Origin of the sequence: Prosthecobacter sp. (assembly GCF_044227185.1) — a bacterium.
Classification (GTDB): Bacteria; Verrucomicrobiota; Verrucomicrobiia; order Verrucomicrobiales; family Verrucomicrobiaceae; genus Prosthecobacter.
In genome coordinates this window covers 39,478-53,632 of record NZ_JBGAFO010000023.1, presented here as the reverse complement: position 1 = coordinate 53,632, position 14,155 = coordinate 39,478, and the positions used below count along the sequence as shown (strand labels likewise).

The window sequence follows — 14,155 nt, the reverse complement described above, 5'->3', positions numbered from 1 at the left end:
GGTTCCGCCAGCACAGCCTGGTGTTCCTGCTCGAAACCATCCAACGTTGGCAGCGTCAGGTCAGACCATGAACACAAACTCTTCAACTCAACCGCCGGATGCGGAACCGCACGTCCGGTGGTGTGGGAGGACGGCGGGGGCAACCCCGCCTCCTACCCGATGGGATGGAGGCCGCCATATCACTCATTGGCTGTCCGTGCCCGGGGGGGGCGAGGTGAAGGCAGATCAGCCGAATGGTTTGAGGCGCAGATGGCGCAGTGTGTAGAACGGTGCGGCGGACGCCGTGATGCGCCGGCCACCCTGCTTGCGCCGGGGGCTGAACTGCTCGCGTTGCGCGGCGAAGATGCCTTCCACAAATTCCTTGCTGCCCAACACCAAGCCATCGCTGAAATAGCGCACGCGCAGGCGGATCATCTCCGCGGGGCTCAGTTTTCCACGTGCCTTCAGCACCGCCCGCGCTGACTCCATGGTGATACCACGTTCCACCACGTTCTCATTTTGAGCATCCTTCACCTCGCGGCCTTCTTCGTGGAGCAGGCAGCGGTAGGCTTCCGCAGCGCCGGCGCTCCGCCAGCCGTCCACAGGTTTGCCGAGGGCTTTGCAGAGACCGCGCTGGGCGCGGCGGCTGCCGCTGAGGGCTTCGGCGTAGCCGCACCAGCGGTAGTCCTTGGGGTCTTGGGCGAGTCCGGCGCGCAGGGGATTGAGATCGATGTAGGCGGCCATGGTGCGCAGGGGCTCGCCTTCGCCTTCGACGAGGACGCTTTTGAAGCGGTCCATCCACAGGGTGCCGCGACGGCCGCGGCGTTTGTTGTACCAGCGGCTGAAGCGTTCTTTGATTTCTTTGACGAACAGGGAGAGGTCGCAGAAGCGTTTTTTGAGGGCTTCGATGCGCTGGGTGGCGATGGCGTGCATGCCGCGCTGGCGGAGGTCGGAGAGTTCGTCGCGCAGCATGCCGAGGTAGGTTTTGCTGTAGAGGATGCTGAGGTGACCGAAGAGTTTTGTTTCGCCATCGGGGCCGTCGAAGCGCTGGAGCCAGGTCTGGCGATGGGGAACTTCGGCGAGGAGGTGGAAGTGATTGCCCATGAGGCAGTAGGTGACGATCTTGATGCCGGAGAATTCAGCCATGCGCCAGATGACGCGGCGGAGGGCTTCTTTTTCGACGTCATCGAAATGCACCTCGCCGCCACATGTGCGTGACATGACGTGGTAGCAGTAGGATTCGAGGGGGCCTTTGCCGAGAATGCGCCGCCGCCCGCCAGACCAGGAGCGCGCGCCGGGATAGAGGCCGGTTTTGGCGTTCACACCGACGAGCTGCTCTTCGAGCGGGGAACGCTGGGGATCAGTGTGTTGAGTGGGATTCATGGTGGGGAATAAAGGCGCAAAGCAAAAGCGATGTCAACAAAATGCCTGGCATTTAGTGTAGCGGAGTGTAGCGGAGTGTAGCGGAGAATGAGACTGAGGCCGTGAAGTAGTTTCGCCCGGCAGCCGCGCATGGCAATGCTCCTGCCCAGGCCCTTTTAGGCGAGTGCTGCCTGAGGGGTGCAGGCACAGCCAAAGATGCGACCGAGGCATTAAAGTGGCTGCGTCTATCAGCAGACCAGGGAGATGCCATGGCCATTTATTACCTGGGCGCGACCTGTTTGAACGGGGATGGAGTCCCCAAGGACGCAGCCAAGGCGGCTCAGTATTTCCGCCAGTCCGCTGAGCGGGGCTATGCCAAGGCGCAACTGTGGCTGAGCCTGCGCTACGAAAACGGCGATGGCGTGAAAAAAGACCTCGTGCAGGCGTGGATGTGGATCCACCTGGCGGCCATGCAGGGCAACAAAACTGCCGATGCACATCAGGCCACGCTGGAGCTCTCCATGACACCGGAGCAAATCAAAGCGGCCGAAGCCCTGGCCGACGGGTGGAAGAAAAGAGAGGAGAGCAAGCCGGGCGAAACGCCACAGAAGGCCGAGGATCCGGAGCGCAAAGCGGAGAAGCGGATTCAAATTGACTAGGGAATGAATCAGCGGCGAAGGGGCTGGGGCGTGCGCGCGGGTTCCATGGCGTCAGCACGTCTTGGGTGTGCGTGATTGACGATTGATGAACAAGGATTGTTGATTTTAGAGGGGGGCGCAGGGGCTTGCTGCGGAGGGACGTTACGACACGGAGGCGGCGAGGTCGCGCATGGACTGGTTCATGTCTGGCGGGCCGAAGGAGGAGGTGCCGCAGACGAAGAGATTGGCGCCGTGCTTTCGGGCGATGGGGGCGGTGTTGGTGTAGATGCCGCCGTCCACTTCGAGGTGGAAGTTCAGGCCGTGGGCGTCGCGGTAGTCGCGCGCGGCGGCGAGCTTGGGCATGGTCTCCTTTTCCATGAAGGGCTGGCCGCCGAAGCCGGGGACGACGGTCATCACGAGGAGGAGGTCGATGTCGTTGACGTAGGGGAGGGCGGCTTCAAAGGGGGTGGCGGGGCGCAGGGCGAGGCCGCAGTGGACGCCGGCGGCGCGGATGCGCTTGAGAGTTTCGGCCACGCTGGTGTCGTAGTTTGCCTCGACGTGGATGGTGATGTTCTGCGCCCCCGCCTTGATGAAGCGCTCCAGGTAGTGGTCCGGACGGTGGATCATGAGATGCACGTCGAGGTAGAGGTCGGTGCATTTGCGCACCACCTGCACCATCTGGGGGCCGAAGGAGATGTTATCCACAAAACTGCCGTCCATCACATCGAGGTGCAGCCACTGCGCCCCGGCGGCTGCGGCGCGCTTGACTTCGGCGTCGATGTGCGACCAGTCAGAGGCGAGCAGGGAAGGGAGGATGAGGTTTGTGCTGTGATGCATGACCTGAGATAAGGTTCACGGTTTAAAGTTCAAGGTTTGAGTTGATACGGACCGCGTTTATAAAACGGGCGTGAGCGAATCCATGATCATCAACCCCTTCGACGACGAACACTTCATGCGCGAGGCGCTGCGGCAGGCGCGCAAGGCGGCGAAGCAGGACGAGGTGCCGATCGGCGCGGTGATCGTGCACCAGGGGAGCGTCATTGGCCGGGCGTGGAACCAGGTGGAGACGCTGAAGGATGCCACGGCGCATGCGGAGATGCTGGCGCTGACGCAGGCAGAGAGCGCGCTGGGGGACTGGCGGCTGACGGACTGCGACCTCTACGTGACGAAGGAGCCGTGCCCGATGTGCGCCGGGGCGATCATGCACTGCCGCGTGCGCCGGGTTGTTTTCGGCTGTCCGGATGTGAAGGGCGGGGCCGCGGGCGGGTTTTGGAATCTGCTGCAGGCGCCGAATTTGAATCACCGCACGGAGATTACGCCGGGGGTGCTGAATGATGATTGTGTGCGGATTTTGAAGGAGTTCTTTGCGGAAGCGCGCCGCCGCCGCGCGGAGGGGCTGGAGCACAAGAAGGGGGCGGCGAAAGAGGCGGCCGCGGATGATGGGGTGATTTTCGACGGGCCGTGAGGCGGTGTGGCGGGGGTGGTGTGGTTGGAGCTATTCTCGACCACTTGGGAAGGGCGGTGAAATGGAAGGAAGGGGGGCGTCGGCCAAATGGGAGACCTGTGTGGCGTGACTCTTTTGCCGGGGGAGGGGATGTGGCGGAGCCGTGCTCTGCTTCTGCTAGTCCCAAAAGGGCTATGAGTTGCTGTGGGGAGGGTATTTGAGGTGCAATAATGAAAAGAATATAAATTGTAAGAATATTGATTCATACTGTAATTCCATTGGCGATAATGGTATCGTTAGCTAGAGTCGGTATTGATAATTATCTCTTTTCCATGTGCTCTCTTAAATCCATCCTCTGCCGCCTTGCGTTCGCGCTGACATTGACCCTGAGCCTCTCGAACTGTGCCGTTCCGCCTCCGAGCGCGAATATCATTCGTGGGATGCCTTCGGGAGGTGCGATGCCGATTTATGTGATGGCCACCTACAATGATCTGAAAGCCGGGGGGCTCTCGGCGGGGTGGCTGCGGGGGTGGACGCAGGCGGAGTTTGAGTTCCTGAGGCTGTACCCTGACCGGCAGATCTGCGTGCGGCAGACCCAGACCCCGGCGTGCCGTGAGCAGATGCCTATCGGGCTCGTGGCGGTGCCGAAGAGTTATCTTACTGGAGAGATTCCGGGTTCCGTGGCGCTTTATCAGCTGATGAGCGGGACGGGAGACTTGATCGGGGGAGCGGGCAGCCTGCTGACCGGAATGGCTTGGTTCCGGGGGGTGAAGATTGGCATTTCGGGAGGGGGCCCGCTGGCGACGTCCACCGCCTATGCGGATGGCGGCTCGGCAAGCGCCACGGGTGGGTCTGCTAGCGCGACTGGTGGGACGAGTTCGAGCAATTCGACGTCAACGTCCAATTCGCACTCGAACTCGACCTCGAAGTCGTATTCGAATTCAACTTCGAACGCGAACGCGAATTCGAATTCCTACTCGAATTCGGGCTCTTTCTCACAGCCTAAGTCAACGTACTGCCCGACGCCGAAGGGGACGTATTGTCCGCCGCCGAACTCGTACCTGGACTGCGCGCCGAAGGGCTCTGGGGGCTCTGGAAGCGGGGGCTCTGGAAGCGGGAGTGGCTACGGAGGTCCTTTTGGCCGGGTCAAGTATTGACCTGCACCTCCCTCCCAGGCGCGCGAAGCGGTGGGAGGACGAACTGGGCTGGCCTGACGGTCAATCTACACCTTTTCACACTCCTCATTCTTTTTATCCAGATGCGCCCCTGGCTTGCTTTGATCCTGGTTGTCCTGCCTGGGGTGATGAGTGGATGCGCGCTGCCACGAAATCAGACTGAGGTGATGCACGGGAAAGTGCTGGGTGGGAAAGTGCCGCTGTATCAAACAGGGAGCTTGGTGGAGTTTTTCCGTGCGGGCCTGGTGGTTCCTGACGTGGGGGGCTATGCCCGAACGGAGTTTGACGTGTTTAACATCGGACGCGACGGGCGTTTTTCGTCTGCGAGCGGTGGTGGAGAGGCCAGCCAGGGAACGGTGGCGCAGGTGGCGCTGCCGCGGCGTGTGTCGAGCTATGATCTTTCCCGCAGCAATTGTGAAATGCGCGCGGCCGTGCCTGCTGATGGGAAGGGGGCGGACACGGGGGGCATGATCGCTGCGGCGCCTGGGGCCGTGCCGAGGTCTGGCGCTCCTTCTGCTATGCCCCGAGTGCCAGAAGGGAAGAGGCAGCCGCCACCTGAGGTGGTGCCTGCGAATGACAAGGCGGCTCGTTTTGTGTCTGCTCCTGCGGTTGCGGCCGCTGATGTGGCTGTGACCAAGGGGGCGCCGGCGGCGGAAAGCCGTGCTGAAGCGGTGAAGCCGCCGGGGCGCGTGAGCCATTCTGGAGCGACCGGGATGGATGGGCTGTGGGCTGCTGCCGTACCTGCGTCCGGGCTCCGGGGAGAGGGTGGGGAATCCGTGGAAGTCGCAGGGGCCAAGGGGGGCGTCCGAACCCTGTCTGAGAGCCAGGCTGGGACTCAGGGGCCGTGGGCTGTGGAGCACTTTCTGAATGCCGCCGAGGTGCGGTGAAAGGGCACGGAAGACCTGGTGTGCTCGATGGCCACTGGTGGCTCATGCCAGCAAGCAGAGGGGCGGAGTCGCTTGAGCTTGATGCATGCATCCTCGGTGGTGAACTGCCAGCCGGTTCCGCCAGTGTGAGAAACAGACCCGTTTTCAATGAGTCGTGGTATGAGAGCCAACCGGAAAGCCTACTCCTCCCCGGCGAATGAAGCGACGACGTGGGGCTCCGCGCCTGCCTTGAGGGAGAAGATTTCGCAGCTCGCGGCGAAGGCATCCGTGGTGTAGCGGTCGGCGAGGTCGGCGGCGAATTCATCGAGCAGGGAGGCTTTGGCGGGGAAGACGTAGAGAGCGTGGCGGTCCGGGGCGGCGACCCAGATTTCGGGGCCAAAGAGTTCCGCAAAGATCTTGGGCAGGGAAGGGGCGAGGAGCAGGGTGGCGTAGAGCGGGGACTCGCCGCGATAGACGGCGTAGGCGATCCTGCCGTCATCACCCTTGATGAGTTCCGGCTTGAGCTGCAGCAGGCGTTTGTCGGCGGCTGCTTTGGCGCGAGCGGCAAAGGAGTCGGCGCTGAGGCCGAGCTTGGTGAAAGTCTCCGCGGAGTGGGCCTCCACGCCATTGAGACCGGAGGGAGACTCCCGATAGAACGTGAACACGGTCTGCTGCGAATTCGCCAGGGTGATGGAGTAAGGCCCGCGCATGGCCTTGGGCTCTGGCATGAGTAGGAGGGACTCGAGCTTGCGCGCTGCTGGTGCGGCAGGCTGCTGCGCCGTCAGGAGGGAGGCCGAAAGGAGCAGAAGGCAGAGGAGCGTGCGCATGGGCTGGCAGTGTGGCGTAAAGTAGCAGTGGTGCAAATGTACGTGCAGGAGGCGTAAAACGAGGCGCGCGGCGGTGAACAACTGGGGGAAATGTGAATAATTATTTCAAAAAACCTCAAATACCGCTTGCGGGAAGTTGGGGACTCGCCAGAATGCGCGCTCCCAAGGCCCAGCCATCCCCCACGATGCTGGCAAACTAAGACCCTCCACGGAGGGTCTTTATTATCGGAACCAGAACCGGAAAAGTCTGCGTGTGCTCAGAGTGAGCATGGCGCGCTGTCCCCCGAAACTGGCTTCGATAAAAGCCAAGGTTTACAGCTCTTTCACACCATGCCCACCATCAATCAACTCGTCAGACACGGCCGCAAAGACAAAGCGGTAAAGTCGAAGTCTCCTGCGCTTGCAAAGTGCCCGCAGCGTCGCGGCGTCTGCCTTCAGGTGATGACCCGCACACCGAAGAAGCCCAACTCCGCTCTGCGTAAAGTGGCCAAGGTGCGTCTGACCAACGGCTACGAAGTCATCGCCTACATCGGTGGTGAAGGTCACAATCTTCAGGAGCACAGCATCGTGCTCGTCCGTGGTGGTCGTGTGAAAGACTTGCCCGGTGTGCGTTACCACATCGTCCGCGGTACGCTTGACTGCCTTGGCGTTGACGCCCGCCGTCGTGGCCGCTCCAAGTACGGTGCAAAGCGTCCGAAGGCTGGTGCCGCCGCCGCTGCCGCGAAGAAGAAATAATCATTTTCTCTGACCCCACCCTTTATCTCCTACCGTCATGGCCCGCAGAAAACGCGTTTATAACAAAGAGGTCCGCAAGGACAGCCGCTACGACAGCGAACTCGTTGCCGCTCTCATCAGCAACATCATGCTGGATGGCAAGAAGTCGCTCGCCGAGCGCATCGTCTATTCCGCCATCGAGGCTCTCAATGACAAGACCGACAGCGTCGATCCTCTTGAGCTCTTCAACCGCGCGATCGAAAACACCAAGCCACGCGTGGAAGTCAAAGCCCGCCGCGTGGGTGGTGCCACCTACCAGGTGCCGCTCGAAGTTTCTCCCCGCCGCCAGGAATCCCTCGCCATGCGCTGGATCGTCGGCTTTGCCCGCGGCCGCAAAGGCCAGGCCATGCACCGCGCCCTCGCCAATGAGCTGAAGGACGCCGCGCAGGGGCAGGGGAATGCCGTCCGCAAGCGCGACGACGTTCACAAGCAGGCCCAGGCCAACCGCGCCTTCGCCCACTTCCGCTTCTAATCGTTTCCACTTTACTCTTTCCGTCCACTTTTCGTTTTTCCGACCCCATGTCGAACCCCAATTCCCCCAACCGCGAATACCCACTTGAGCGCACCCGCAACATCGGGATCTGCGCCCACATCGACGCGGGCAAGACGACTCTGACCGAGCGTATTCTGTTCTACACCGGCATGATCCACAAGATCGGCGAAGTGCATGACGGCGCTGCGACCACCGACTGGATGGAGCAGGAAAAAGAGCGCGGCATCACCATCACCTCCGCTGCCGTGACCGCCCGCTGGAAGCAGCTCAAGGAAGCCGGCATTTATAAGTCCCGCGAAATGGAAGACATCCGCGTGAATATCATCGACACCCCCGGACACGTGGACTTCACCGCTGAAGTGGAACGTTCCCTGCGCGTGCTCGACGGCGCGATCTTCGTGCTCTGCGGCGTGGCCGGCGTGCAGCCCCAGTCTGAAACGGTGTATCGCCAGGCTGAAAAGTATGGTGTGCCTCGCATCGCCTTCGTGAACAAGATGGACCGCACCGGCGCCAACTTCGCCAACGTGGTGAAGGACGTCCGCACCAAGCTGGGCGCCCCTGCCTACCCGATCCTCATCCCGATCGGCGCTGAAGAGCATCTCATCGGCCAGATCGACGTGGTGAACCAGAAGTCCATCATCTATTCTGACGATGAAAAGTTTGGTTCCAAGTACAACGTGCGTGACCTGGAAGGTGACGAAGTGGCCACCGCCAAGGCTGCCTATGACGAGCTTCTGGACGCCGTCTGCAGCGCTGACGAAGAGCTGGGCATGATGTTCCTCGAAGAGAAGCCCATCGGCCCCGTGGAACTCAAGGCGGGCCTCCGCCGCGCGGTGATCGCCAACAAGATCATCCCGATGGCGGGTGGTTCGGCCTTCAAAAACAAGGGCGTGCAGTATCTGATCGACGCCGTGATCGACTACCTTCCCGGCCCCCTCGACATCGAACCCCAGAAGGGCAGCGTCGTTGATGAGCCAGACACCATCATTGAGGCCAAGCCTGATGACAACGGCAAGTTCATCGCCCTCGGCTTCAAGCTCTGGTCCGACAAGTTTGGCCGTCTCGTGTTCTTCCGCGTGTATTCTGGCAAGGTTTCCAAGGGTGACACGATCTACAATCCCCGCACCCGCAAGTCTGAGCGTGTGGGCCGCCTCATCCAGATCCAGGCCGCCGTCCACAAGGACATCGAAACCTGCTACTCTGGCGATATCGCCGCCCTCGTGGGTGTGAAGGACGTCCGCACTGGCGACACCTTCTGTGATGAAGATCTCGAAGTGCAGCTTGAGCCGCCAACCTTCCCGGAACCCGTTATCTCGATGGCGGTGGAGCCGAAGACCAAGGGCGACCAGGAAAAGATGGGCAACGCCCTCCAGCGCCTCTCCGAAGAAGATCCCACCTTCTTCGTCAAGACCGACGAAGAAACCGGCCAGGTCATCATCGCCGGCATGGGCGAGCTTCACCTGGAAATTCTTTGCGACCGCCTCAAGCGCGAGCACAAGGTGGAAACCAACACCGGCAAGCCGCAGATCGCCTACCGCGAAACCCTCACGAAGGAAGCCGACGGCGAAGGCAAGCTGGTCAAGCAGTCCGGTGGCCGCGGTCAATACGGCCACGTCGTCATCAAGGTTCGCCCTGGTGAGAAGGGCTCCGGCATCGTCGTCGAAAACAAGGTCGTCGGTGGTACCATTCCGAAAGAATTCATCAACCCTGCAAAGGCTGGCTGCATCGAAGCCGCTCTCAACGGCATCATCGCCGGTTACCCGGTGATCGACATGCACATCGACCTGGTCGATGGTTCGAGCCACGAAGTGGACTCCAACGAAAACGCGTTCAAGATGGCCGGCATCTTCGCCGTGAAGGACGCGCTCAAGAAAGCGAAGTGCATCCTGCTTGAGCCGATCATGGCCGTGGAAGCCTCCACACCGGAAGATTACCAGGGCGACATCATGGGTGACCTTAACCGTCGCCGTGGCAAGATTCAGGGCATGGACAGCCGCGGCACCACCGCGATCCTGCGCGCTGAAGTTCCCCTGGCCGAAATGTTCGGCTACTCCACCGCCATCCGCACCCTTTCCTCCGGCCGCGCCAGCTACTCCATGCAGCCTTCTCACTTTGAGCAGGTGCCGCAGCAGATTGTTGAGCAGATCGTCGAGCAGCGCGGAGGCTCCAAGGCATAACGCCAAGCGCACTGAAACCCCATCTCCCACGGACCATCGTCATGAATAATCAACGCATCAGAATCCGCCTCCGCGCCTATGACTACCGCGTGCTCGACAAGAGCACCGCCGACATCGTCGAAACCGCGAAGCGCACCGGGGCCCGTGTTGCCGGCCCGATCCCGCTGCCGACCCGCATCGAGAAGTTCACCGTGAACCGCTCCCCGCACGTGGACAAGAAGTCGATGGACCAGTTTGAAATCCGCACGCACAAGCGCCTGCTGGACATCGTTGACCCCACCTCCCGCACCGTGGACGAGCTGAAGAAGCTCAACCTTCCTTCCGGCGTGGACATCACCATCAAGATCTAAGCGATCTTCACTTTTTTAAACCAGGAGGACACACTCATGAGTCTCGGATTGATCGGTAAAAAACTCGGCATGACCAAGGTTTACGACGCCAAGGGCGACGCAATCTCCGTCACGGTCGTTGATGTCAGCGGCAACACCATTCTTCAGGTGAAGCGCAGCGATGGCAAAGACAAGTACAGCGCAGTGCAGGTTGGCTACGGCGACCAGCTGAAGGATTCCCGCGTCAGCAAGCCGCTGCTGGGCCACTTCAAGAAGCACGGCTGCACCACGGCCAAGCGCATCGTCAAAGAATTCCGTCTTGCCAGCGACGACCAGCTTCCTGCTGCTGACGCCAAGCTCGACGCGAGCCTTTTCAGCAACGGCCAGGTGGTTGACGTCATCGGCAACACCAAGGGCAAGGGCTTCCAGGGCGTCGTCAAGCGCTGGAACTTCTCCGGCCAGCCTGCCTCCCACGGTCACATGATGCATCGCCGAACCGGCTCCATCGGCTGCCGTCTGACCCCCGGTCTCGTGTGGAAGAATCAGAAGATGCCCGGCCATGACGGCACCACCCGCTGCACCACCCAGAACCTGGTGGTCGTGCAGAGCCGCCCCGAAGAAGGCATCCTGCTCATCAAAGGCGCACTCCCCGGCAACACTGGCAGCATCGTTGTGGTGCGCCCCGGCAAAAAAGCCGTCGCCAAGAAATAACCACGAGGAACTGAATCATGTCCGCGACCATTCTCTCAGCCGACGCCGCCAAGGCGGCCAACATCCAACTGACCGAGGGCTATAAAGGCTCCCAGGCTCTGAACGACACGCTGGTGGCCTACCGTGCCAACCGCCGTCAGGGCAACGCCCACACCAAAAACCGCTCCGAAGTTTCCGGCTCCGGCAAGAAGCTGTGGAACCAGAAGGGCACCGGCAACGCCCGTATGGGCTCCAAGCGCTCCCCCATCTGGAGCGGTGGTGGTGTCGTCTTTGGTCCCCGCAACACGACCGTGTGGGCCAAGAAGACCACGAAGAACACCCGCAAGCTGGCGCTCCGCGCCGCGCTGACCGCCCGCATCCTGGACGGGGAAGTGCTCACCACCGGCAGCTTTGCCGTGGCTGATGGCAAGACGAAGAGCTTCATCGCCGCTGTGAACGGCCTGACCACCGCCAAGAACGTGCTGCTCATCGGCAAAGGCTTTGACGAGCTCACCTTCCGCGCCGGCCGCAATGTCCAGAACGTCCAGCTCATCTCCGCTGACGAAGTGAACGCCGAACACCTCCTCCGCTACCGCAGCGTGGTGGTGACCGGAGACGCCCTTGAAACCCTTGCCAAGAGGACCGCCTGATCATGAAAGACCTTCATAAAGTCATCAAAACCATCCGTCTCAGCGAAAAAGCCACGCTGCTGGGCGAAAAGAACAACGAGTACGTGTTCTCCGTCGATGTCGATGCCACCAAGATCGACATCAAGCAGGCCATCGAAAAGCTCTTTGGCAAAAAAGTCACCGGTGTGCGCACGGCGAACTATGACGGGAAGGCCCGTCGTGAACGCCGCGCCGACTACGGCCGCACCAATCACTGGAAGAAAGCCATCGTCCGTCTCAAGGACGGCGAGAAGTTCGACCTCGCGTAAACCCAGGCTCAGGCACGCAACCCTTTAACTCATCCTACCGTCATGGCGCTGAAAACATTCAAGCCTACCACGCCCACCAACCGCTACAAAGAGTGGAACTCGTTTGACGAGATCACCAAGCACTCTCCGGAGAAAAGCCTCACCGTGGCCCTCCGCAAGTCCGGTGGCCGTAACAACACTGGTCGCATCACCTGCCGTCACATCGGCGGTGGTCACGACAAGCGTTACCGTCTCATCGACTTCAAGCGCGTCCGTCGTGACGAAGCCGCCAAGGTGGTCGGCATCGAGTACGATCCGAACCGCTCCGCCCGCATCGCCCTCGTGGAATACAAGGACGGACAGCGCGCCTACATCCTGGCTCCGAACGCTCTGGCGGTTGGTGCTTCGGTGATGGCCGGCGAGAAGGCCGCTCCTGAAGTGGGCAACGCCCTTCCTCTGAGCAAGATCCCTCTCGGCACCTCGATCCACAACATCGAGCTTTCCCCCGGCAAAGGCGGCGTCGTCGCCCGTGCTGCAGGTCAAGCCGCAGTGCTCTCCAACCGTGAAGGTGACTTCGCCCTGGTGCGCATGCCCTCCGGTGAAATCCGCAAGATCCTCGCCGTGTGCTACGCCACGATCGGCCAGGTCGGCAACATTGAGCACATGAACGTGGTCAGCGCCAAGGCGGGCCGCACCCGCTGGCAGGGCACCCGCCCGACCGTGCGCGGCATGTGTATGAACCCGATCGACCACCCGAACGGTGGTGGTGAAGGCCGGTCCAAGTCCGGTGGTGGTCGTCAGCACCTTCTGAGCCCCTGGGGCCACGCGAAGGGTGAGAAGACCCGCAACAAGAAGAAGGCGACGAACAAGCTCATCATCCAGGGCCGCAACGCCAAGAAGTAATCCATTCCTCACAGACGCACTATCATGGCACGCTCCCTCAAAAAAGGCCCCTTCGTTCAGCAGGCCCTCCTCGACAAGGTGGACAAGCTCAACGACGCCAAGCAGAAACGCCCCATCAAGACCTGGGCACGCTCCTCCATGGTCACTCCTGACCTGGTGGGCCACACCTTCCTCGTTCACAACGGCAAGGACTTCGTGTCCGTGTATGTCACCGAAAACATGGTGGGCCATCGTCTGGGTGAATTTGCCCTGACCCGTCTCTTCAAGTCTCACGGTGCCGTCACCGTCAAGGCCGCCAAGTAATTCCTGAGCATCGAGTTTATCATGTCACTCCGCGCATCCATCACCGGCACCACTCTCTCGCTGCTTCTGGCAGCGGGCGTGACCGGCCTGCGCGCGGATGACAAGCTCGAGAACCAGGAGCTGCACATCTCCCTGCAGGTGGCCGCCGCGAAGATCCAGGCCCAGGACGCCCAGCTTCTTGCCGCCAAGGACAAGAACGACGCCCTGGCCCAGAGCGCCGCCGCCGCCAATGCTGAAACCAACGAGCTCAAGGAGCGCTATGAAAAGCTGCGCGGCCTGCTCGAAGGTCTCGGAGTCGGCGCCCTCGAAAACTCCAAGGATCAGACCCAGGAGCGCCTGCTCGCCGCCCTCAGCGACCTGCGCATCATGAAGGAGCAGCGCGATGAACTCGCCAATGCCCTGATTGAACTGGCCGAGTCCGGCATGGGCCTGATGAAGACCGCGCAGAACGCCGACCCTGCCGCCGCCGACCGCCTGAACAAGGCGATCACGCAGGCGGACGCCGCCCTGGTGAAAGCCGGTGGTGGTCAGAACGGCCAGGCCGTGGGTGACCTGCAGAACGCCCGTGTCGTCAGCATGAAGAGCGAGCTCGGCATCGCCGTCCTCTCCATCGGAGCTAAGGATGGCGTGAAGCCCGGCATGCCCTTTGAAATTTACCGCGAAGACAAGCCCATCGCCAAGGTGCTCGTCACTGAAGTCCGCAACTCTGTCTGTGGCGCCGTGGTCCAGGAACTGGCCACTGCGAATGATCCCGTCCGCGTCGGTGACCGGGGTCGTGTCGATCTCAACAAATCTCTCTAAACGAAGTCAAGAACCCCCCTCGCTTTATGTCCGTCCGCTCCGTCCTCAAATACGCCAGGATCTCCTCGCAGAAAGCCCGTCAGGTCACCCGTGCCATCACCGGCATGCCCGTCTCCCAGGCGCTGAGCGTTCTCGACTTCACCCCGAAAAAAGCCGCCTTCCTTGTGGGCAAGACTCTGCGCTCCGCGATCGCGAACGCCGAGAACAACCACGAGCAGGATGCCTCCGAATTCATCGTCCAGTCCGCCGTGGCGACCCCAGGGCCCGCCCTGAGCCGCATCATGCCACGCGCCCGTGGATCCGCCGCTCCGATCAAGAAGCGCATGACGCACATCACCGTGATCATCGGCGCGCCGAAGGCTGAAGAAGCCAAGGCTGAAGGCGAGAAGAAGGCTCCAAAGTCCGCCCGCCGCAGCGCCCCCGCCAAAAAGAAGGCGGCCAAGGCTGAGAAATCCAAGAAAGCTTCCGAATAACCGCA

At 61.4% G+C, this 14,155-nt stretch carries 16 protein-coding genes and 1 pseudogene; 14 read left to right on the top strand and 3 right to left on the bottom strand.

Annotated features, from left to right (window positions below; all coding sequences use genetic code 11):
* Positions 1-225: 225 nt before the first annotated feature.
* Positions 226-1,362, bottom strand: coding sequence for a transposase (locus ACILSQ_RS31335; RefSeq protein ID WP_395747647.1), 1,137 nt, complete (start codon positions 1,360-1,362; stop codon positions 226-228).
* A gap of 149 nt (positions 1,363-1,511) precedes the next feature.
* On the opposite strand from ACILSQ_RS31335, the pseudogene ACILSQ_RS31330 reads away from it, so the two are divergent.
* Both ACILSQ_RS31330 and ACILSQ_RS31325 read left to right on the top strand, forming a co-directional pair.
* A pseudogene (locus ACILSQ_RS31330) lies at positions 1,512-1,595 on the top strand (SEL1-like repeat protein); the annotation flags it as partial.
* A gap of 15 nt (positions 1,596-1,610) precedes the next feature.
* On the top strand, positions 1,611-2,000 hold the full coding sequence (locus tag ACILSQ_RS31325) for a tetratricopeptide repeat protein (RefSeq protein ID WP_395747646.1): 390 nt from the start codon (positions 1,611-1,613) through the stop codon (positions 1,998-2,000).
* Positions 2,001-2,141: 141 nt separating this feature from the next.
* On the opposite strand, the gene rpe is transcribed toward ACILSQ_RS31325, so the two are convergent.
* Positions 2,142-2,816 carry a ribulose-phosphate 3-epimerase gene (gene rpe / locus ACILSQ_RS31320; protein ID WP_395747645.1) on the bottom strand — a complete coding sequence of 225 codons (675 nt, stop codon included), beginning with the start codon at positions 2,814-2,816 and terminating at the stop codon, positions 2,142-2,144.
* Positions 2,817-2,898: 82 nt separating this feature from the next.
* Between rpe and tadA the strand changes: the two genes are divergently transcribed.
* Entirely contained in the window at positions 2,899-3,444 is a 546-nt protein-coding gene (tadA, locus tag ACILSQ_RS31315) for a tRNA adenosine(34) deaminase TadA (protein WP_395747644.1), read from the top strand.
* A 2,220-nt stretch (positions 3,445-5,664) separates the two neighbouring features.
* Here tadA and ACILSQ_RS31310 read toward each other — a convergent pair.
* Positions 5,665-6,291: a hypothetical protein gene (locus ACILSQ_RS31310; protein ID WP_395747643.1), complete on the bottom strand. Its 627-nt coding sequence runs from the start codon at positions 6,289-6,291 to the stop codon at positions 5,665-5,667.
* Between the two features lie 330 nt (positions 6,292-6,621).
* Between ACILSQ_RS31310 and rpsL the strand changes: the two genes are divergently transcribed.
* Genes rpsL through rplV form a run of 11 tightly spaced genes read left to right on the top strand, consistent with a single transcriptional unit; the run spans position 6,622 to position 14,150 of the window.
* Positions 6,622-7,026 carry a 30S ribosomal protein S12 gene (gene rpsL / locus ACILSQ_RS31305; protein ID WP_395730645.1) on the top strand — a complete coding sequence of 135 codons (405 nt, stop codon included), beginning with the start codon at positions 6,622-6,624 and terminating at the stop codon, positions 7,024-7,026.
* A 37-nt stretch (positions 7,027-7,063) separates the two neighbouring features.
* Complete coding sequence (gene rpsG, locus ACILSQ_RS31300; protein ID WP_395740378.1) at positions 7,064-7,537, top strand: 30S ribosomal protein S7; 474 nt, start codon at positions 7,064-7,066, stop codon at positions 7,535-7,537.
* Positions 7,538-7,584: 47 nt separating this feature from the next.
* Positions 7,585-9,735 (top strand): elongation factor G, encoded by a 2,151-nt coding sequence (gene fusA / locus ACILSQ_RS31295; protein ID WP_395747642.1) that lies wholly within the window; start codon positions 7,585-7,587, stop codon positions 9,733-9,735.
* A 41-nt stretch (positions 9,736-9,776) separates the two neighbouring features.
* Positions 9,777-10,085 (top strand): 30S ribosomal protein S10, encoded by a 309-nt coding sequence (rpsJ, locus tag ACILSQ_RS31290; protein WP_395747641.1) that lies wholly within the window; start codon positions 9,777-9,779, stop codon positions 10,083-10,085.
* Between the two features lie 36 nt (positions 10,086-10,121).
* Positions 10,122-10,775: a 50S ribosomal protein L3 gene (gene rplC / locus ACILSQ_RS31285; RefSeq protein ID WP_395747640.1), complete on the top strand. Its 654-nt coding sequence runs from the start codon at positions 10,122-10,124 to the stop codon at positions 10,773-10,775.
* 17 nt (positions 10,776-10,792) lie between these two features.
* Positions 10,793-11,404, top strand: a complete 612-nt coding sequence (gene rplD / locus ACILSQ_RS31280; RefSeq protein ID WP_395747639.1) for a 50S ribosomal protein L4 — start codon at positions 10,793-10,795, stop codon at positions 11,402-11,404.
* Positions 11,405-11,406: 2 nt separating this feature from the next.
* Positions 11,407-11,691, top strand: coding sequence for a 50S ribosomal protein L23 (gene rplW / locus ACILSQ_RS31275; protein WP_184338228.1), 285 nt, complete (start codon positions 11,407-11,409; stop codon positions 11,689-11,691).
* Between the two features lie 42 nt (positions 11,692-11,733).
* Complete coding sequence (gene rplB / locus ACILSQ_RS31270) at positions 11,734-12,573, top strand: 50S ribosomal protein L2 (RefSeq protein ID WP_395747638.1); 840 nt, start codon at positions 11,734-11,736, stop codon at positions 12,571-12,573.
* A gap of 24 nt (positions 12,574-12,597) precedes the next feature.
* Positions 12,598-12,876, top strand: coding sequence for a 30S ribosomal protein S19 (gene rpsS, locus ACILSQ_RS31265; protein WP_184338226.1), 279 nt, complete (start codon positions 12,598-12,600; stop codon positions 12,874-12,876).
* A gap of 21 nt (positions 12,877-12,897) precedes the next feature.
* Positions 12,898-13,677 (top strand): hypothetical protein, encoded by a 780-nt coding sequence (locus ACILSQ_RS31260; RefSeq protein WP_395747637.1) that lies wholly within the window; start codon positions 12,898-12,900, stop codon positions 13,675-13,677.
* Between the two features lie 26 nt (positions 13,678-13,703).
* Positions 13,704-14,150: a 50S ribosomal protein L22 gene (gene rplV, locus ACILSQ_RS31255; protein ID WP_395747636.1), complete on the top strand. Its 447-nt coding sequence runs from the start codon at positions 13,704-13,706 to the stop codon at positions 14,148-14,150.
* Positions 14,151-14,155: the final 5 nt, after the last annotated feature.